Annotated in this window: 16 protein-coding genes; 12 read left to right on the plus strand and 4 right to left on the minus strand. The window is 68.3% G+C overall.

The genetic code is table 11. From position 1 onward, the window contains the following. Window positions 1–166: 166 nt before the first annotated feature. Window positions 167–1,282, minus strand: coding sequence for a glycosyltransferase family 9 protein (locus tag LK10_RS12055; protein WP_043123977.1), 1,116 nt, complete (start codon window positions 1,280–1,282; stop codon window positions 167–169). Between the two features lie 115 nt (window positions 1,283–1,397). Here LK10_RS12055 and LK10_RS12060 point away from each other — a divergent pair, with 115 nt between their 5' ends. From LK10_RS12060 to LK10_RS12095, 8 genes are all read left to right on the plus strand, one after another. Continuing rightward, window positions 1,398–2,882, plus strand: a complete 1,485-nt coding sequence (locus LK10_RS12060; RefSeq protein WP_052207266.1) for an aldehyde dehydrogenase family protein — start codon at window positions 1,398–1,400, stop codon at window positions 2,880–2,882. A 2-nt stretch (window positions 2,883–2,884) separates the two neighbouring features. Beyond that, the gene (locus LK10_RS12065; RefSeq protein WP_052207267.1) at window positions 2,885–4,423 is read left to right on the plus strand and encodes a PfkB family carbohydrate kinase; all 1,539 of its coding nucleotides are present in this window, start codon (window positions 2,885–2,887) and stop codon (window positions 4,421–4,423) included. Further along, window positions 4,420–5,325, plus strand: a complete 906-nt coding sequence (locus LK10_RS12070; RefSeq protein WP_052207268.1) for a glycosyltransferase family 2 protein — start codon at window positions 4,420–4,422, stop codon at window positions 5,323–5,325. Before LK10_RS12065 ends, LK10_RS12070 begins: the two co-directional genes overlap by 4 nt. 8 nt (window positions 5,326–5,333) lie before the next feature. Next, complete coding sequence (locus LK10_RS12075; protein WP_231567749.1) at window positions 5,334–5,726, plus strand: CBS domain-containing protein; 393 nt, start codon at window positions 5,334–5,336, stop codon at window positions 5,724–5,726. Window positions 5,727–6,101: 375 nt separating this feature from the next. Then, window positions 6,102–6,740: a DUF6328 family protein gene (locus LK10_RS12080; RefSeq protein ID WP_197061923.1), complete on the plus strand. Its 639-nt coding sequence runs from the start codon at window positions 6,102–6,104 to the stop codon at window positions 6,738–6,740. 17 nt (window positions 6,741–6,757) lie between these two features. Next, a complete protein-coding gene (locus LK10_RS22855) occupies window positions 6,758–8,257 on the plus strand; it encodes an aminotransferase class I/II-fold pyridoxal phosphate-dependent enzyme (protein ID WP_052207269.1) in 1,500 nt (499 codons plus the stop codon). A gap of 41 nt (window positions 8,258–8,298) precedes the next feature. Then, window positions 8,299–9,078, plus strand: a complete 780-nt coding sequence (locus LK10_RS20895; RefSeq protein ID WP_052207270.1) for an ANTAR domain-containing protein — start codon at window positions 8,299–8,301, stop codon at window positions 9,076–9,078. Between the two features lie 215 nt (window positions 9,079–9,293). Then, the gene (locus tag LK10_RS12095) at window positions 9,294–9,650 is read left to right on the plus strand and encodes an SPW repeat protein (protein ID WP_043123981.1); all 357 of its coding nucleotides are present in this window, start codon (window positions 9,294–9,296) and stop codon (window positions 9,648–9,650) included. A 50-nt stretch (window positions 9,651–9,700) separates the two neighbouring features. Here the strand turns inward: LK10_RS12095 and LK10_RS12100 are convergent, their stop codons facing one another. Beyond that, window positions 9,701–11,656 carry an alpha-amylase family glycosyl hydrolase gene (locus LK10_RS12100; protein WP_043123983.1) on the minus strand — a complete coding sequence of 652 codons (1,956 nt, stop codon included), beginning with the start codon at window positions 11,654–11,656 and terminating at the stop codon, window positions 9,701–9,703. 190 nt (window positions 11,657–11,846) lie between these two features. Between LK10_RS12100 and LK10_RS20900 the strand changes: the two genes are divergently transcribed. From LK10_RS20900 to LK10_RS12120, 3 genes are all read left to right on the plus strand, one after another. Beyond that, window positions 11,847–14,213 carry a hypothetical protein gene (locus LK10_RS20900; protein ID WP_052207271.1) on the plus strand — a complete coding sequence of 789 codons (2,367 nt, stop codon included), beginning with the start codon at window positions 11,847–11,849 and terminating at the stop codon, window positions 14,211–14,213. 93 nt (window positions 14,214–14,306) lie between these two features. Next, the gene (locus LK10_RS12115; protein ID WP_043123986.1) at window positions 14,307–14,510 is read left to right on the plus strand and encodes a cold-shock protein; all 204 of its coding nucleotides are present in this window, start codon (window positions 14,307–14,309) and stop codon (window positions 14,508–14,510) included. A gap of 168 nt (window positions 14,511–14,678) precedes the next feature. Further along, window positions 14,679–15,785 (plus strand): fatty acid desaturase family protein, encoded by a 1,107-nt coding sequence (locus tag LK10_RS12120; protein WP_043124052.1) that lies wholly within the window; start codon window positions 14,679–14,681, stop codon window positions 15,783–15,785. A 48-nt stretch (window positions 15,786–15,833) separates the two neighbouring features. Here the strand turns inward: LK10_RS12120 and LK10_RS12125 are convergent, their stop codons facing one another. Further along, entirely contained in the window at window positions 15,834–16,148 is a 315-nt protein-coding gene (locus LK10_RS12125) for a hypothetical protein (RefSeq protein WP_043123988.1), read from the minus strand. Between the two features lie 58 nt (window positions 16,149–16,206). Between LK10_RS12125 and LK10_RS12130 the strand changes: the two genes are divergently transcribed. Further along, window positions 16,207–17,340: a glutathione-independent formaldehyde dehydrogenase gene (locus LK10_RS12130; RefSeq protein ID WP_043123990.1), complete on the plus strand. Its 1,134-nt coding sequence runs from the start codon at window positions 16,207–16,209 to the stop codon at window positions 17,338–17,340. 10 nt (window positions 17,341–17,350) lie between these two features. Here the strand turns inward: LK10_RS12130 and LK10_RS12135 are convergent, their stop codons facing one another. After that, window positions 17,351–18,391 (minus strand): NAD(P)-dependent alcohol dehydrogenase, encoded by a 1,041-nt coding sequence (locus LK10_RS12135; protein WP_043124053.1) that lies wholly within the window; start codon window positions 18,389–18,391, stop codon window positions 17,351–17,353. Window positions 18,392–18,436 lie beyond the last annotated feature (45 nt).

An 18,436-nucleotide genomic window follows, 5' to 3' on the forward strand; every position in this document is an offset into this window, starting at 1 on the left:
GTTTGCTGTGGTCTCGCGGGGACGGAGCGGGATCCGCGGGGGGTCGCGGGGCATGTTGGTCGCGAAACCGGACTCTCGCCCCGAGTGCGGACGCCCCCGCGACCTCACCGCCCCCCGACTCAGTCGCCCGCGACCTCACGCCCCGCGACCTCACCGCCCGACGGCTTTACCGCCCCGCCAAGAGGTCCTTCGCGTCCTGGAGCACAGCTTCGGTCGGCACCGCGCCCACCCAGGTCACGGCGTGATCGCAGTGCCGGCCGAACGGGTTCGTGCCGTCGGAGCCGCACACGGGGCAGTCGCCCCGCCACGCGATCTGGACGCGGTGGCGGCGCCGGCCCTCGGGCCCCGCGTTGATGAGGTTCCCCACCCAGTAGACGGACGCCGTCGGGGTCCCGAGCGCCTGAGCGAGATGCCGCGGCCCGCTGTCGTTCGCGACGACGAGGCGCGCGTGCGCAAGCAGCCCGACAAGCTCCCTCACGCTCGTGCGTCCGGCCGCGGAGGAGATGAGCTCCCTGGCGCCCGGCGCGAGATCCGCGGCCTTCTCCGCGATCCCGTCGGCAAGCTCACGCTCGCTCGGGTCGCCCACCACAATGACCTGCCAGCCGTCGATAGCCAGTTCCGCGGCCACGGCGGCGAAGCGCTCCGCGGGCCACCGGCGGCGCGGGTCGGTCGCGCCCGCATGCACGACGACGAGCCCCGGCGCCCCGGGCACGAGCCACGGTTCGGCGGCTTCCGCATCTTTTGACGTGGCGATGAAACGCGGTTCATGGTCGACGGCGTCCGCTCCGGCGAGCGCGACGACCTCGAGCCACCGGGCGGCTTCGCGCTGGTAATAGAGGTGCGGGAGGACCCGCTCGAGCGGCTCCGCGTCCGGCGTTGCGCAGCCCACCGTGTGGCGAGCCTCGAGAGCGTTCACGAACGGGTTGGAATTGCGCCCACCGCCGTGGAGCTGAAGCGCGAGGTCTATGCCCTCGGCCCGCAGCTTCTCGATGACCTCAATGGTCTCCGGGTGCTCGCGCCAGCCGCGGCCGTCGGGGGCGGTTGCGTCGGGGAAGACAGGCACGACGACGGTGCGGTCCACCGGCCCCGGCCGATCCTCGAGGAGGCTCGCGAGGAGCGGGGTCGTCAGCATGATCTGCTCGGCTGTCGGGTAGACGGCGCGGATCGACTCGAGGGCGGGCAGCGTCGAGAGCAGGTCGCCGATCCCGCCTCCGCGCAGGATCGCGATGCGCTCGACGTTGTCGAAGAGCTCCGGGGGGCCTGTCACCGGGGTGTCTGTCATGGTGGAGGGCTACCCTCCGGGATGACGCGGGAAACGGCGCGCGGGTAAACGCATCCCCATGCTTGGGGCGACGGTGCGCGGGTAACCCCTCGATGCACTCAATCAGGAGGATTTGATGAGTTCCGCTTTGCCCGCCCGGGCAGCCCAGTCACAGCCTCTCAGCGAGGCCACCACCCCCTCACCGGCCCAGACTTCCTCACCGGCCCAGACTTCCTCACCGGCGCTGGCCCCCGCCGACGGAGGCCAGCGCCGGGACCCCCGCACTGGCGGCCTGCTTGCGTCCGTGCCGTTCAGTGGGCCGGACCGTGCGGAGGCGGTCCTCCGTACAGCGCGTCAGGCGTGGATCGAGTGGCGGCGCTCGCCCCAGGCCGATCGGGCGGCTGCCCTGCGGGAGCTCGCCGCGGCGGTTGACGACGCCGCCGAGGACCTTGCCGATCTCAACGCCCGGGAGACGGGGCGCGTCTTCGCGGACGCGCTCGTCGGGATCCGAGCCGGTGCCGAATCGCTTCGCCGTTACGCCGAGCTGAGCCTCCTTCGCTCCGGTCCGAGCCTCGCAGGCGTTGTCTCCGGCCTCGACTTCACGGTTTTCGAGCCGTACGGCGTCGTGCTCGGCCTCACATCGTGGGACGATCCCGTCGCGACCGCGTGCGCCGTCGCGGGGGCCAGCATCGCGGCGGGCAACGTCGCAGTCCTCAAGCCGAGCGAGCGGTGTCTGCTCGTGGCCCGCCGGCTGGGGGAGGTCTTCGAATCGGTCACCCCGCCCGGCGTCCTCAGCACGGTGCTCGGCGATGCGGAGCTCGCGGAAGCCCTCGTACGCGACCGGCACGTCGACGCCGTCGTCCACGTTGGGGGAACCGACATATCGGGGAGCCTCGCCGAGGCCGCCTACCGCTCCGGAGCCCGCCTAGTGCGCGTCCCGGCAGGGAATGGAGCCGTGATCGTAGACCGCGGCGTCGACGTCGAGTGGGCGGCTGCGTGCGTCGCCGAATCCGCGTTCCAGCACGCTGGGCAGCTCCGATGGTCGGCGGGGCGGGTGTTCGTGATGGACGACGTCGAAGAGTCCTTCCTGGGGGCGCTCGCCGGCCAGGCGCTCGCCTGGGGCGATCCTCGGCGCGTGGGACCGCTCGTCGACGATCAGGCGCGTCGCTCCGTCCACGCGTCGGTGACCGCCTCCGTGGACGGTGGAGCGATTGCCGTCACGGGAGCGAGCATCCCCGAGGGGCCGGGCTCCTACTACCCTCCGACGGTCCTCGGCGCGTGCACGCCCCTCCTTCCCGTAATGCACGAGGAAGTGCGCGGGCCGGTTGCGGCCGTCATGGGCGTGCACAGCTTCGAGGAGGCGCTCGCCGAAGCCGCCGAACCGCCGTCGGGCCCCGCGGCGACTGTTCTCACCCGGGATATCGGCCACGCCCAGCTCGCCGCGGCCGAGCTTCCCGTAGCCGCACTGACTATCAACGGGATCCCCTCCGGCTCTGACGCGCCGAACGTCCCCCAAGCCGGGATGCCTGCGGGTTTCGGACCGAATCTTCTCGACGAGCTGAGCCGGCCGAAGGCCGTCCACCTCGAACCCCCTGTCACTGCGCGAGCAAGGAGACACTGAGTATGGGAGCGGAGCACCTGATCGAGACCCTGCGCGGCAAGCGCCCGAGCGTCCTTGTTGTAGGGGACATCCTGCTCGACCGGCGCTGGGAAGGCACGGCCGAACGCCTGTGCCGCGAAGGCCCGGTCCCCGTGCTGGACGTGGATCGCACGCTGGACGCGCCCGGCGGTGCCGCGAACACCGCGATGAACCTCGCGGCCCTGGGGGCGCGCGTCCGGCTCCTGGGCGTAGCGGGCGACGACGAGCCCGGCGATGCGCTCGTCGCGAGGCTTGCGGAGGCAGGGGTCGAGACGGAGTCGATCGTCCGGTTCCCCGGGCGCACCACCTCGGTCAAGGCCCGGCTCGTCGCCGACGGCCAGCTGCTCCTGCGCTCCGACTTCTGCCGCCCGGCGGACGACGACGAGTCCCGGGAGGCCTGCGACCGCGCCCTCGCCGCGTTCGGCGAGGCAGACGCCGTCGTGCTGTGCGACTACGGTCTCGGTGCGCTCGCGGCCTTGGACCGCCCGGCCGCGCGCGAGAGGGCCCGCGCCCTCGTGGTCGACGCCCGCCACCCGGCGGGCTGGGCGAGCCTGCACGCGGATGTTGTGACGCCGAACGCGAGCGAGGCCGCCGAGCTCCTGGGCTCGCCGGTACCCCGCGTCGACCGGGCCGCGTGGGCGGCCGAACACGCCGAGGAGATCAGCAGGGCGACCGGGGCTCGGCACACTCTCGTGACCCTCGACCGCGACGGCACGGTCCTGCTGAGCGCCGACGAGACGGGCCCTGTCGGCCACACGACACGCGCACGCCCCGCGCCGGAGCAGAATGCCGTCGGGGCGGGGGACACTTTCGTCGCCGGCCTCGCGCTCGGCCTCGCCGCCGGGCTTGCGATCGACGAGGCGGCCGACGTCGGCCAGACCGCCGCCGACGTCGTCGTCGAATCCCCGGGGACTTCGATCTGCACGGCCGAGCGGCTGCTCGCCGAGCTCGCCGGTGCGCCAGTCCCGGAGGCAGCCCGCGGTACGGGCAGCGACATGCGTACGACGGCGGGTGAGGAGCGAGCGCTCAAGCGGCCCACCGCTGTGCGCACGTGGGAGGAGACCCGACGCGCGGTCGAGGAGGCGCGCGAGGCGGGGTTCGCCGTCGTCCTCACGAACGGCGTCTTCGACGAGCTGCACCGTGGGCACACCGCGTTCCTCGACGAGGCAGCACGCCACGGTGGCCTGCTCGTGGTCGGAGTCAACTCCGACGAGTCCGTCCGCCGGCTCCGCGGCGCACCGCCGGTGGTGGGCGAGGAGGACCGCGCCGCCGTCGTTGCGGCGCTCGGCTCGGTTGACTGCGCCGTCGTCTTCGACTCCGAGACCGCGGTGCCGCTCATTCGCGAGCTTCGCCCTGACGTCTATGTAAAGGGCGGCGACTACCTGCCCGGGATGCTCGCGGAGCAGTCGGCCGTGCGCGAGGTGGGAGGGCGGCTCGAGGTGCTCGGCTACGTCGAGCGGAAGACCGCCCCGCGCGGGCGCCATGCCCTCAGCAACTCCGCCGATCGGGGCGAGCTCTCATGACGGCCCGCGGCCCGGAGGCCTGGGGGGAGCGGCCGGGACGCACGTGGCCCTCGCCGCCTCCGCTCGAGATCCTCATCCCGACGCGCAACCGACCGGCCGAGCTCGCGACCACGCTCGCGGGGCTCGCAGCGCAGACCGACACGGACTTCGGCGTGATCGTGAGCGATCAGAGCGACGCCGAAGCGAGCTGGGAGCACCCCGCCGCACAGGCAATGCTCCGGGTCCTCGAGGCGCAGGGCCGCCGGGTCGCGTTTCATCGGCACGAGCCGCGCAACGGGTTGGCGGAGCACCGGCAGTTCCTCCTCGAGCAGTCGGCCGCGCCCCTCGTGCTGTTCCTCGACGACGACGTGTGGCTCGCCCCCCACGGCGTCCGCACGCTCCGGGAGGCCCTCGAGGGGACGGGAGCCGGGTTCGTCGGCATGGCCGTCCAAGGTCTCTCCTACCTCGACGATCGGCGGGAACGGGAACTGGAGCCCTTCGAGCCTTGGGACGGCCCTGTGGAGCCCGAGCGGCTCGGGCGGGACGAGCCCGGCTTCGAGCGGTGGACACTGCACAACGCCGCCAACCCGGCGCACCTCGCCGCGCGCGCACGCGCCGACGGCCGGCTGCGCCCGGGTGGATGGCTCGCCTACCGCGTGGCATGGGTCGGTGGCTGTGCACTGTTCCGGCGGGACGCGCTCGTCGAGTGCGGCGGCTTCGAATTCTGGCGTGACCTTCCGCCTTCGCATGCGGGGGAGGACGTCGTGGCCCAATGGCGCGTTATGGAACGGTACGGCGGGGCGGGCGTGCTGCCTTCGCACGCTGTTCACCTCGAGAGCCCGACGACGGTCCCGGACCGTGACACCGAGGCCACCGAAGTCTTGGGCAGCGGGGTGGGATCGGGGGAGCGATGCCAAAGGTGAGAGACCTGATGACACGCCGCGTCGAGTGCATCGGTGCGGACGAGACTCTCGAGGTCGCGGCGCGGAGGCTCCGCGACCTCGACGTCGGCGCGCTCCCCGTGCTTGCCCCTGATGGGGACCTGGCTGGAATGCTGACGGACCGAGACATCGTCATCCGAGGAATCGCCGAGGGCTCGGACGCTCGCTCGGAGCGGGTCGGCGCGATCGCCGCGCGTCCGCCCGTCACGATCGATCCCGAGGCAACGATCGAGAACGCGATAGCCCTCATGGAGGGACGGCGCGTGCGCCGGCTCCCGGTCATTCAAGAGGGCCGCCTCGTCGGCATCCTCGCGCAGGCAGACGTGGCCCGCTACTACGCGACCTACCGGGTCGGGGAGCTCATCGCCTTCATTTCGCAGTGACGTCATGTCTGGGACACCTCGAATCGGGAAAGAACTGAGTGTCCGAGTAACCGAGACGCCGTGAGGAGGACCATGTCTGCAGTCATGACTGTGACGTCCGAGACCACGCTCCCACCGGAGGAACGACCAGAACCTTCACCTGACCCCGTTCCGGGGTTGCCTCCGGAGCAGCCGGAACCCGGCCGCGGACCCGACGGGCCACCTGACCCCAACCAGCCGTTCCCGGGCCCGGGAGGACCCCCGGACCCGTTCGGCCCAGGTGGTCCAGCTATACCGGACGACTGAAAGGAATCGACCGGACCGCTGGCGGCACAGCCGCCGGCGGTCCGGGCGATCCAGCGGGTCAGGTCCAGCAGGAAGGAGTGGCGGAGTCCGATGTCATCCGACACCACCGATCTGGACGGGAAGGGCGAAGGCGACCGGAACGGCGTGCGCTACGCGCTCTACCACCGGAACGAGACGTATGCCGAGAAGCTCGACAGGAACTGGGCCGAAATCCTGCAGGAGCTCCGCATCCTGCAGACGGGCCTCCAGCTCATCGCGGGCTTCCTTCTGACCCTCCCGTTCCAGAACCGCTTCTCGGTGCTGGACTCCTACGAGAAGACCCTGTACTTGGGGCTCGTCATCATCGCGGCGACCGCGCTCTCTGTCGTCCTCATGCCGCTCGCGGTCCATCGCCGACTGTTCCGTCGGCAAGTGAAGAACCGCCTCGTGACGAGTGGCGCGTGGGCAGCGAAGGTCGGCCTAGGGCTCGCGGCACTCCTCATCGTCGGGACGGCAGCACTCATCTTCGACGTCGTCCTCGGCCGATTGGAGTCCTGGATCGTGGCGGGCGCCCTCGCCGCGCTGGTCGTCGTCATGTTCCTCGCCGTGCCCGCCGTCGTCGTCCGCACCCCCGAGCCCGCGCTCCTGCCGGAGCCGGAGGAAATCTCCCACGGCCCGGACCAGCCGGTCCCGGAGGACGCCCACGGCGACCTCGTTGTGGAGGCCAAGAAGAGTCCCGAAGACGAGTGAAGACTGAAAGAGAGCGAATGGACCAGAGCGAAGCACCCCTTCTCGCCGCACTGGAGGAATACAAGAACTGGGATCACTACGGCTTCACGCCCCCAGGGCACCGCGAGGGCCGTGGGGTGGACGAGAAGACGCTGCACGCGATCGGCGCGGAGGCGTTCCGCTCGGACGTCCTCATGACGGGAGGCCTCGACGACCGCAAATCGTCCCGCGGAATCCTCAAGCAGGCCGAAGAGCTCATGGCGGAGGCGGTCGGCGCGGACCAGGCGTTCTTCTCGACCTGCGGCAGCTCGCTCTCCATCAAGGCCGCGATGCTCGCCGTCGCAGGAGGCAAGGGCCAGCTCCTGGTCGCGAGGGACGTGCACAAGTCGGTCGTCGCGGGCCTCGTGTTCGCGGGCCTCATGCCCCGATGGGTCTCGCCCTCGTGGGACACCGAGCGGCACATCGCGCACCCGCCGTCGCCCGAAGCGGTCGACGAGGGCTTCGCCCGCTACCCGCGCGCGGCGGGCTGCCTCATTGTGAGTCCGACGCCGTATGGCACGTGTGCGGACATCGCCGGCATTGCCGAGGTCTGCCATCGCCACGGCAAGCCGCTCATCGTCGACGAGGCGTGGGGCGCTCACCTTCCGTTCCATGAGGACCTCCCGCGGTGGGCCATGGACGCCGGCGCCGATGTGTGCGTCGTGAGCGTCCACAAGATGGGGGCGGGCTTCGAGCAGGGCTCCGTCTTCCATCTGCAGGGCGATCTGGTGGACAGCTACCGCCTCTCGGCGTGCGCCGACCTCCTCGGCACCACGAGCACGAACGTGCTGATCCTCTCGGCGATCGACGGGTGGCGGCGCCACATGGTCGGCGAAGGGCACCGCGTCCTAGGGGACGCGCTCGACGTCGCCCGCAAGCTCCGCCGCGAGATCGACGCGCTCCCTGGCTTCCATGTGCTCGAGGACGAACTGCTCGGCGCAGAATCCTCGCACGACCTCGACCGACTCCAAATCCTCATGGACATCTCCGGCCTCGACGTGAGCGGCTACGACGCGGGGGACTGGCTGCGCGAGCACGAGGGCCTCGATCTGAGCCTCTTCGACCACGACCACATCCAGGCGGCGCTCTCGCTCGCGGACACACCGGAGACGGCGGATCGCCTCCTCGCCTCGTTGGGTCGCCTCGCCGATGCGGCGCCGACTCTCCCGCGCCCCAAGCCGGTCGACTTCCCGTCTCCCCATGAGCTCGAGCTGGAGCCCGCGATGCCGCCTCGCGAGGCCTTCTTTGCCGAGGCCGAACTCGTGGACGCGCAGGACGCCGTCGGCCGGATCGCCGCCGAACAGCTCACGCCCTACCCGCCGGGAATTCCTGTCGTCGTGCCGGGGGAGAACATCAACGAGGCTGTCGTCGACTACCTGCGCAGTGGCGTCGAAGCCGGGATGGTTGTCCCCGGCGCTCAGGACCCGTCGATGCAGAAGATCCGCGTTGTCGCCCACACCCGGCTGCCGTGGGCGGACCAGCGGGCGCCCAGGATCTAAACCCGTGCTTAGCATGCGTTTTTTTTGGGTACACCCTAGGCATGGAGTCAACGAGCCCTACAAACCGCCGGCAGCCCGGGGCGGAGGCTCGGAACGACGATCTCGGACCGGAGAACTCCGAGCTGGAGTACTCCGAACTGCACCGGCTGCTGCTTGAGCACACAAGCTTGGAGGACGTGGCCTACGGCTTGGCCCAGTGGGCCTCGGACTCGCTAGCCGAGCACGCGGTGGCGTGCGGAATCGCGGTGCAGCGTCGTCGTCGTCCGATCCTCGTCGCCGCGAGCGACAAGTCCACCGAGCACGTCATGCACACGTGGCTCGCGCGCAAGTCGAGCCCCCTCCTCTCCGTGCTCACCGAGTCGGTCTCCGTGATCGGCCCGAGCCCGGAGGGTCCCGCCAACCCTGCAGCAAGCCCCAGCAAGCCGGCAACCGATCAGCTGCTGATGGCCCTCCCAGTCCCTCTCGAGGACGAAGCTCAAGCCGCGCTCGTCCTCCTCGGGGCGGAGGCGGAGGCTGGCTCGCATGCGCTCCTCGGCGCCGTCGGCCGCTGCCGGCGCGGGGTGTCTTGGGCCCTGCGGCTCGCAGCACGGTACGCGCACCAGCAGGAGCTCGCCGAGCACCGGGCGGCCGCAATGCAGAATCGCACCGTGATCGACATCGCGATGGGCGTCGTCATGGGCCAGAACCGCTGTTCGCCCGAGGAAGCGTTCGAGATCCTCAAGCGGGCGAGCAACGCCCGCAACGAGAAGCTCGCGGACGTGGCCCGTGGCGTCATAGCAAGCGTGACGAACTCGGACATCGAGACCAAGTTCGACGCCTGAAAGTCCGGCGCCTGAAAGTCCGGCGCCTGAAAGTTCCACGCCCGGAAAATAACGCCCAGTCCGTTACCTTATGTGCCCTTTACAGCATGGGTTCGTGCGTCGTGTACTGGAAGTGGCCAGCGGCCTCGGCGCGCCGGCGCGGAAGCACCGACCACCAACCACTGACCGGCTCCTTCGGGAGGCCGGAGGAGCAAGTTGTTGGGAGGAGTAACCAAATGACAAAGTGGACACGCTGGGAGGACTACGTAGCAGGGCTATGCGGCTTGTACGCCGCGCTGGCGATCTTCTGGACCAACCAGACCAGCTCGTCAAAGTCCCTCATGCTCATATTCGGCATCCTGTTGATCGTCGCGGCGGTTCTCAATCTGTCCATGCCGGGCACTCCGTGGCTCGAGTATGCACAGTGCGCCTTGGGGATCCTGCTGTTTATCTCTCCGTGGATGGGCGCCTACTACGACCACACGGGCGCAGCCTGGACTTCATGGATCGCAGGGATCATCGCAGCCGGAGTCACGGCAGCGGCGATCAAGCCCGCCATCGACACGCATCACAGGACGATGCCGTCGCACTGACAAGAAAGTCCACTCGATCCGGCCGCGGCGCAGAGAGCGCCGCGGCCGTTCTATGGCTTCTCGACCCTGAGCCACGCGAAGGACTGCGGCTCGAGGGTGAGCCCCCCGCTGAGCGGCACCCGTGCCCCGGTGAAGAGGTCGACGGCGGTGCCTCCGAGCCCGGAAAGCGTCGCCGCTTCGACGTGCTGGGGTGAGTCGCCGAAATTCGCGAGGACGACGACGACGCTCGCCTCGCCGGGCCGCTGGTCACCGGGCCGCTGGTCACCGGGCCGTTGGTATCCGAGCACGTGGGGGTTGTGCGTCTGGAAGTCGACAAGGCGGTTGCCTGCGAACTCCGGCGTCCGCCGGCGCACTTCGAGCATTTTGCGCATTCCCGCATAGACCGCGCCCTCGGGCGTCGACGGATCGTTCCGGTGCTCATAGCGCTCCGCCGGCAAATGGGGGCGGTGGACCCAGCGGCTGTCCGCCTCGTGTCCGGGCTCCTGACCGTACGAGTAGTCGTTGAGCTGCCCCACTTCATCGCCCAGGTACAGGAGCGGGATGCCGCCTGTGCTCATCGCGACCGAGTGGACCAGCAGGATGCGGCGGATCGCCTCCGGCGAGCCGTCCTCGAGGCCGCACAGCGACGCCGTCGTGCCTGAGATCCGGCAGTCGCCTGTACGGGGGTTGTCCTGGAAGGCGACGCCCCGCGCGAAGCTCCCGGGGAAGCGGTTCACGTAGAAGGCGTTGAGGAAGCGGCGATGGTCGAAGCCGTTGATCCCGAGTTCCGCCGCGTCCTCATCGGCAAAGGTCCAGCCGATGTCGTCGTGGCTGCGCACATAGTTGACCCATGCAGTCCCTGACGGGAGGTTGTGGCGGCGCTCAAGCGCCTGGGAGAGGAGCCGCGCGTCCCGGGTCGCAAGCGCCTCCCATGTGAGGGCCATTTCGAGGGGGTTGTACGAGAGCTGGCATTCGGCGGGATCGATGTACTGCACCACCTCGTCGGGGTGGACGATGGCCTCCGACTTGAAAAGGAGCGACGGCGCGGCGAGGCGGCACACCGCGTTGAACGCGCGGAGGAGTTCGTGCGCTTGGGGCAGGCTCTCGCACGCAGTCCCGAGCTGCTTCCAGATGAAGGCGACGGCGTCCATGCGCAGGATCTCCACGCCTTGGTTCGCGAGGAACAGCATCTCGGCGGCCATGGCGCGGAAGACGGCGGGGTTCGAGTAGTTGAGGTCCCATTGGAAGGTGTGGAAGGTGGCCCATACCCAGCGTCCGTCAGCGAGCTGAACGAACGAACCCGGGTGGTCGTCGGGGAAGATCTCGCGGACGGTGCGCTCGTAGGCGTCCGGCATGGTGCGGTCCGGGAAGATCCAGTAGTAGTCCTCGAACTCGGCCTCGCCGGCCACAGCACGCTTGGCCCACTCATGCTCGTTCGAGGTGTGGTTGAAGATGAAGTCGACCACGAGGCTGATGCCGTGTTCCCGGAGTTCCGCTGCAAGGTCCCGGAGCTGCTCCATCGTGCCCAGACGGGGGTTCACCTCCCGGTAGCTGGAGACGGCGTAGCCGCCGTCCGAGTTCGGCTCGGGCGCGAGGAAGAGCGGCATGAGGTGCAGGTAGGTCAGGCCGAGCTCTTCGAAGTAGGGGATGCGCTCGCGCACCGCGTCGAGGTTGCCCGCGTAGCGGTCCACATAGCAGACCGCGCCCAGCATCTCGCGTGACTGGAACCAATCCGGCTCCGCCTCGCGGCGGGCGTCCAGGGCCTTGAGCTCGGCGGGGCGTTGCTCCCACGATCTTGCACACTCGAGGATGAGCGCGGTGAGTTGTTCAACCCAATCGCCCCGCGAGCCGTAGAGCGAGTTGAAGAGCTGTTCGAGGTCGGGGAAATGGCGATCGAATCGGCGCTCGAATTCCTCGCGGTCGGGGCCGCTCAGGCCGAGTTCAGGCTCCCCGTCCAACGCTTGAAGGACGCTTGCCCTAAGGGCGCGATTCCGGGTTTCCTGGTCGCCGCTCGCAATATCCGGCACGGGGCCCCTTCCGCAGCGTGGCGTTCACGGTCCAAGTGAACCGTGACACATAGGTTAGTGCTGGACGCTGGCCCGAGGTACACGTTGACTCTTTAGTCTCGGAGCGTGACCCCCTAATTAGTGGGGTTTCTTTGGCGTGTCATATACCAGTAATATTGGCGCTGACTTGCGTCAAGGGGAGAGGACTGGCATGGCCAAGCGGATAAACAAGGCACCTCGGGGCCGTGCAGCGATCGTCTCGGCGCTAGCCGCTGTCTTCCTCGCCGCCCTGCCGGCGACGGCGGCCGTCGCGTCTCCAGGTGCTGCACCGGCCGCGGTTGCCGCCCCCGCAGCGGTCCAGCCCGCGCTTTCGTATCCGCAGCGCACAGCCCAGATCAGTGTCACGCTCGTGACGGTCCAGACGACCGATCATGCGACCGCGACTTACGACACGACGGCGATGCAGAATTCTTTCCAGTCGGCCGTCAGCTACTGGCAGACAGTCTCCGCGGGGCACATTTCACTTGTTCAAGCGGGAGCCGTGCAGAGCACCTCGATTAACTACGCTTCGACCGCGGATTTCTCGACCATCATGAATGCGGTCGCCGCGAACCTTCATTGGACGGACGCGCCCGACAAAGTGCTCATGATGATGATCCCGAACGCGAATGTCTCGGTGAGCGGGGTCTCGGGCGCCCTCGGCGTTACCTGGCAGATGGGCAACGCGTTGGGCAACGAGTACGGCCGGATCATCGTGGCCCAGCAGTCAAGCTTCACGGGCCCGGTCATGACCCACGAACTCGGCCACATCCAAGGCCTCGGCCACTCGAACATCCTGCAGTGCACTGATGGTGCGATGGACTCGCAGATCGTGGGCAGCGCCTTCACCGACTCGGCGTGCTCGTCCCGTGAATACGGCGACAACAACAGCATCATGGGCATCTCCCAGTACAACTGGCCCTACCTCGACTCGGTCCTGTTCCAGTACGGCGGGTTCGGCAACGGCAACGAGATCCAGAACGCCGGGACCGCGGGTACCGCGAAGACGTACACGCTCACCCCATGGGCCGGCACGGGCGCGAGTCGCGCAGTCCAGTTCACCGACCCGGCAACGGGCGAGGTCTACTACCTCCAGTACAAGGCCCCCGTCGGTTACGACGCCCCCACGGCCACGGGCGGCAACGAGGGGATCCAGATTCTCAAGACTGACATCGACCCGGCAGAGTCGCTCCTGATTCCGCCGAGCACCCAGCCGTACAGCGGCTACTACTCGTACAACCTCTCGTGGCAGCCAGGGCAGACGTTCACGACAGACGGCGGAACCCGGGTCACCGTCAATTCGGTCTCTTCGACTTCGGCGACGGTGACCATCACGGCGATGGCAGCGATCATCGGCCCGCAGATGGACGCAAAGGCCGCGCAGTGGGGCCTCGGATCGGCGACGGGTTCGATCACTCCCATCCGCGATGGCGGCTACTACCGCAACTACCAGGGCGGCGCCGTCATCTGGACGCCGGCAAACGGCGCGATGGTCTCGCATGGAGCCATCCGCTCGCGGTGGTCTGCCCTCGGATTCGAGAATGGTGCCCTGGGCTACCCGACCACCGACGAGGTGGGGGGCCTCCGGAACGGAGGCGTCTACCAGAACTACGAGGGCGGAGCGATCATCTGGTCTCCGTCGACCGGTGCTCATTCGTCCATGGGCGTGATCCGCCAGCGGTGGCAGCAGCTAGGTTTCGAGGGCGGTGAGCTCGGTTACCCCACGACCGAGACGGTCACGGGGCTCCGCAACGGCGGCTCCTACCAGAACTTCGAGAACGGCGCGATCATCTCCTCGCCAACCGCGGGGACGCACGAGTCGCTGGGGGCGATGCGGACCCGGTGGCAGCAGCTCGGCTTCGAGGGAGGAATCCTCGGCTACCCGACGACCAACGTCGTGGCGGGCCTCGTCAACGGGGGCTCGTACCAGAACTACGAAGGCGGCGCGATCATCTCCTCCCCGACGGCCGGGACCCACGAGTCGTACGGTTTGATCCGGCAGGAGTGGCAGCAGCTCGGCTTCGAGCGAGGAATCCTCGGCTACCCAACGAGCAACATCGTCGCGGGTCTCATCAACGGCGGCTCGTACCAGAACTACGAGAACGGCGCGATCATCTCCTCCCCGACGGCGGGCACGCACGAGTCGTACGGGCCCATCCGCCAGGAGTGGTCGACCACCGGCTTCGAGACGGGCGTGCTCGGCTACCCGACCACCGAGGTCGTCTCCGGCCTCGTGAACGGCGGGACCTACCAGAACTACCAGGGCGGCGCGATCATCTGGTCGCCGACCACGGGGGCGCACGAGTCGTACGGGCCGATCCGTCAGGCCTGGCAGTCGACCGGCTTTGAGCGCGGCAAGCTCGGGTATCCGACGAGCGAGGTCTACACCGTCACGACACCGGCCACGCCCACCCCCACCCCAGGGGCCACGACCGGAACAACCACGACCGGAACCACGACAAGCGCGATCGAGCAGGATTTCCAGGGCGGCAAGATCGTCTACAGCAACGGCGCCGCGACGATTAGCTATAACTCTTGATGACCGTGTAGACTGACCAGAATGCCTTCACGGGCATATCATGGCTGCTGGCGGTTTCCGGTGGCCGAATCAAACAGAAAGTTAAGACTGACTATGGCCACTGGCACCGTCAAATGGTTCAACTCTGAGAAGGGCTTCGGCTTCATCGCTCCCGATGGCGGTGCTCCCGATGTGTTCGCGCACTACAGCGCGATCGTCGCCCAGGGCTTCCGCTCGCTCGAGGAGGGCCAGCAGGTCGAGTTCGACACCGAGCGTGGTCCCAAGGGCCCGCAGGCCACGAACATTCGCCCTCTCTGAGCGAATAACGACTTGAGGGGTCAGTCGTCGTGAACGACTGATCGACGGAGCCGGCAGGCGGATCGTCCCCAGGGGCGCCGCCAGCCGGCTTCCACTCTAAATGGGGTGACCACAATACAGCGTGGGTAACCCGCAATTCGCAATTTACGTCCAGTGAACAGGTGCCTGATCGCCACAGTCTCTAGCCCCGCACTTCCTTCCTCTTCCGGTCGTCAGACCTACGCGGGCACGGAGACCTACCCTCCGCTGACCAGGGCCTACCTCAGCCTCTCCCAGACGGTGCGCCAGTCGGGCCTCTTGCGCCGCGCGCGATGGTTCTACGCGCTCGTCGGCGGAATCCTCCTGATCGGCTTGGCAGCCTGCACTGCGGGCTCGGTACTGCTCGGGCAGAGCTGGTTCCAACTCCTCATCGCCGCCGCACTCGGCATCCTCTTCACGCAGGTGGCCTTCCTTGCACACGAGGCCGGGCACCGCCAGATCCTGGCGGGCGGACCCGCGAATGACGTACTCGCCCGAGCCCTCGCCGTCGTAGCCGGGGTGAGCTTCTCGTGGTGGGACTCCAAGCACACGCGCCACCATGCCAACCCAAACCGGGTGGGCCGCGATCCTGACATTGAGGTTGACACCATCTCCTTCCTCCAGGAAGACGCGGCGAAGGCAAGGGGCTGGCGCGCCCTCATCACGCGCAGGCAAGGATGGCTGTTCTTCCCTCTGCTGACGCTCGAGGGGATCAACCTCCACTACCTAAGCTTCCGGCACCTGTTCTCCCGGGGCCCTGTCAAGGCGCGTTGGACAGAGCTAGGGCTGCTCGCCCTGCGCTTCGGCCTGGTTCTGGTACCACTCTTCTGGTTGCTGCCCCTCGGAATGGGGTTCGCGTTTCTCGGTGTCCAGCTCGCGGTGTTCGGGCTCTACATGGGGGCTACATTCGCCCCGAACCACAAGGGCATGCCCGTCATCGCGCCGGATGCGAAGCTGGATTTCTTCAGCAAGCAGGTGCGCACGTCGCGCAACATCTCAGGCGGCTGGTGGGCCACTTGGCTTATGGGGGGCCTGAACTACCAGGTGGAGCACCACCTGTTCCCTAGCATGCCTCGGCCCCACCTCGCGAGGGCTCGGAAGCTCGTGCGCGAGCAGTGCACCGAGCTCGCGGTCCCCTACGCGGAGACCAGCATCTGGCGCTCCTACGGGATCGTCATCTCCTACCTCAACCGGGTTGGGCTCGCTGCCCGGGACCCTTTCGACTGCCCCGTCATCGCTCGCTTCCGGCGCGTTTGAGAGCATCCTGGAGAGCATGCCTGAGTCGACCGCATTCCAGCGCGGTACTCAGGCGGTTGCCTCCTCCAGCCCGCGGCGGGCGGTGACCAGACCGCCGTCGTTCCTTGCGCCGTCGTTCGTTGCGGCATCGTTCATTGCGTCCTCCATCGGGGCGCTACCTGCCCCGGGCACCCTGAGGACCACCGTGAGCCGGGGGTCCACGCGGAGCGCCGCGCCGTTTTCCTTCTCGGCGAGCAGGAGCGCGCCGTCGCCGCTGGGCCCGATGACGGTGCCGAGCGCGTGGGAGCCTTGGAAGAGGACGACGACGGCGTCCCCCGGCTCGAGCGCGTCAGCGTCGGTGACCCGGTGCGTGCGGGGAGGCATAGACGCATTGTACTTGTCTAATGGTGTGGGGCCCGGGCGCCGGGGGTAAGGCGCGGCCATGAAGGCTGTCGTGTACCAAGGTCCGTTCAACGTTACTGTCGAAGAGGTCGAGGATCCTCGCATCGAGGAACCCCTGGATGCAATCATCCGCATCACGACCTCCAACATCTGCGGTTCCGACCTCCACCCCTATGAAGGCCGGGCAGAACTCGAGGCCGGCATGGTGATCGGCCACGAGAACATGGGGATCGTCGAGGAGGTCGGGCCAGCGGTCAACCGCATCAAGGTCGGCGACCGAGTCTCGGTGCCCTTCAACATCGCGTGCGGGACGTGCCGCAACTGCAATGAGGGCTTCACGTCCGCTTGTCTGCGAGCGAACCCCACCGGTACGCCGGGCGCGGGCTACGGCTACCCCAACATGGGCGGCTACTGGGGCGGCCAGGCAGAGCTTCTGCGCGTCCCTTGGGCCGATTTCAACCTGCTCAAACTGCCGGAGGGCAAGGAGCACGAGAGCGACTTCACGCTGCTCTCCGACATCTTCCCGACCGGCTACCACGGCTCGGAGCTCGCAGGCGTGAGCCCGGGGCACTCGGTCGTCGTCTTCGGCGCGGGTCCCGTGGGCCAGATGGCCGCCTACAGCTCCCTCATCCGGGGAGCCTCGCAGGTCTTCGTCGTCGACAAGGAGCCGGATCGGCTCGCGCTCGCGGAGCGTCTCGGAGCGAAGGCGATCAACTTCGCGAGCGAGGATCCCACGGAGGTCGTCATGGAGGCGACAGGCGGCTTGGGCGCGGACTGCGGGATCGAGGCCGTGGGCTACCAGGCACACGACGCGACCGGGCAGGAGCACCCCGAAATGGTGCTCGACAAGCTCATCGAGGCGGTCCGCGCGACGGGCCACATCGGCGTCGTCGGCGTCTACATGCCGGAAGATCCGGGGGCGGCGACCGAGCTCGCGAAGCATGGCCGCGTCGCCTTCGACTACGGCACGGCGTTCACGAAGGGCATCAGCATCGCCGGGGGCCAGTGCCCGGTGAAGAAGTACAACCGGTACCTTCGTGATCTCATCATCGCGGGCCGCGCCGAGCCCTCCCTCATCGTTTCGCATGAGGTCGGGCTCGACGAGGCGCCGGATGCCTATGAGAAGTTCGACAAGCGCGTCGACGGCTACACGAAGGTGCTCCTGCACCCCTAGGCGGAGCTCGTCAGAGGGTCGACGTGTCGATCACGAAGCGGTAGCGGACGTCGCTCGCGACAACCCGCTCCCAGGCCTCGTTGATCTTCTCCGCTGGGATGACCTCGATCTCTGCGCCGAGCCCATGCTCGGCGCAGAAGTCGAGCATCTCCTGGGTCTGGCGGATGCCGCCGTTCTTCGTTCCGGCGAGGCGGCGGCGGAAGCCGACGAGGGAGCCGGGGCCGAAGCTCATCGGGTTCTCGGGCAGGCCGGCGGCGACGAAAGTCCCGTCGAGCGCCAGGAGACCCAGGTACGCGTCGAGGTCCAGATCGGAGGAGACGGTGCTCACGATCAGGTCGAAGCGGCCCTTGAGGTCCTCGAACGTGCTCTCGTCCGAGCTCGCGTAGTAGTGGTCCGCGCCGAGCCGGAAGGCGTCGTCCTGCTTCTTGAGGGACTGGCTGATCACCGAGACCTCGGCGCCGAGCGCGTGGGCGATCTTGACGCCCATGTGCCCGAGGCCGCCCATCCCGACGATCGCGACCTGCTTCCCCGGCCCGGCTTCCCACGTCTTCAGGGGTGAGTAGAGCGTGATGCCCGCGCACAGGAGCGGCGCGGCCACGTCGAGGTCGAGCCCGTCTGGGATCCGCAGGACATAGTCCTCCTCGACGGTGATATGCGTGCTGTACCCGCCAGCGGTGGGCTTCCCGTCCCGGCCGATCGCGTTGTAGGTGCCTATCTCGCCCTCGAGGCAGTACTGCTCCTCGCCGGCGAGGCAGTTGACGCACTTGCGGCACGAGTCGACATAGCAGCCGACGCCGACCCGGTCACCGACGGCGTACTTCGTCACCTCGGAGCCGACCGCCTCCACGACGCCCGCGATCTCGTGGCCAGTGACGATGGGGTAGGAGATGGCGCCCCACTCGCCGCGGGCAGTGTGGATGTCGGAGTGGCAGATGCCGGCGAACTTGATCGCGATGAGGACCTCATGCGGGCCCGGCTCGCGGCGTTCGATCGTGGTCGGGACAAGGGGTTCGGTCGCGGACGGAGCCGCGTAGGCACGTGCTGTAGGCATGCTTCCACCGTAGGGACCGGTCCCAAGCATGTCAGCCTGCAGCCC

This window comes from Sinomonas humi (assembly GCF_000802235.1).
Taxonomy (GTDB): Bacteria; Actinomycetota; Actinomycetes; order Actinomycetales; family Micrococcaceae; genus Sinomonas; species Sinomonas humi.

Excerpts from the sequence above, each read along its gene's own strand:
- LK10_RS20900 (WP_052207271.1), top strand. The coding sequence starts at position 11,847 with ATGGCCAAGCGGATAAACAAGGCACCTCGGGGCCGTGCAGCGATCGTC.
- LK10_RS12115 (WP_043123986.1), top strand. The coding sequence starts at position 14,307 with ATGGCCACTGGCACCGTCAAATGGTTCAACTCTGAGAAGGGCTTCGGC.
- LK10_RS20895 (WP_052207270.1), top strand. The coding sequence starts at position 8,299 with ATGGAGTCAACGAGCCCTACAAACCGCCGGCAGCCCGGGGCGGAGGCT.
- LK10_RS22855 (WP_052207269.1), top strand. The coding sequence starts at position 6,758 with ATGGACCAGAGCGAAGCACCCCTTCTCGCCGCACTGGAGGAATACAAG.
- LK10_RS12135 (WP_043124053.1), bottom strand. The coding sequence starts at position 18,391 with ATGCCTACAGCACGTGCCTACGCGGCTCCGTCCGCGACCGAACCCCTT.
- LK10_RS12070 (WP_052207268.1), top strand. The coding sequence starts at position 4,420 with ATGACGGCCCGCGGCCCGGAGGCCTGGGGGGAGCGGCCGGGACGCACG.
- LK10_RS12125 (WP_043123988.1), bottom strand. The coding sequence starts at position 16,148 with ATGCCTCCCCGCACGCACCGGGTCACCGACGCTGACGCGCTCGAGCCG.
- LK10_RS12065 (WP_052207267.1), top strand. The coding sequence starts at position 2,885 with ATGGGAGCGGAGCACCTGATCGAGACCCTGCGCGGCAAGCGCCCGAGC.
- LK10_RS12055 (WP_043123977.1), bottom strand. The coding sequence starts at position 1,282 with ATGACAGACACCCCGGTGACAGGCCCCCCGGAGCTCTTCGACAACGTC.
- LK10_RS12080 (WP_197061923.1), top strand. The coding sequence starts at position 6,102 with ATGTCATCCGACACCACCGATCTGGACGGGAAGGGCGAAGGCGACCGG.
- LK10_RS12095 (WP_043123981.1), top strand. The coding sequence starts at position 9,294 with ATGACAAAGTGGACACGCTGGGAGGACTACGTAGCAGGGCTATGCGGC.
- LK10_RS12130 (WP_043123990.1), top strand. The coding sequence starts at position 16,207 with ATGAAGGCTGTCGTGTACCAAGGTCCGTTCAACGTTACTGTCGAAGAG.
- LK10_RS12075 (WP_231567749.1), top strand. The coding sequence starts at position 5,334 with ATGACACGCCGCGTCGAGTGCATCGGTGCGGACGAGACTCTCGAGGTC.
- LK10_RS12060 (WP_052207266.1), top strand. The coding sequence starts at position 1,398 with ATGAGTTCCGCTTTGCCCGCCCGGGCAGCCCAGTCACAGCCTCTCAGC.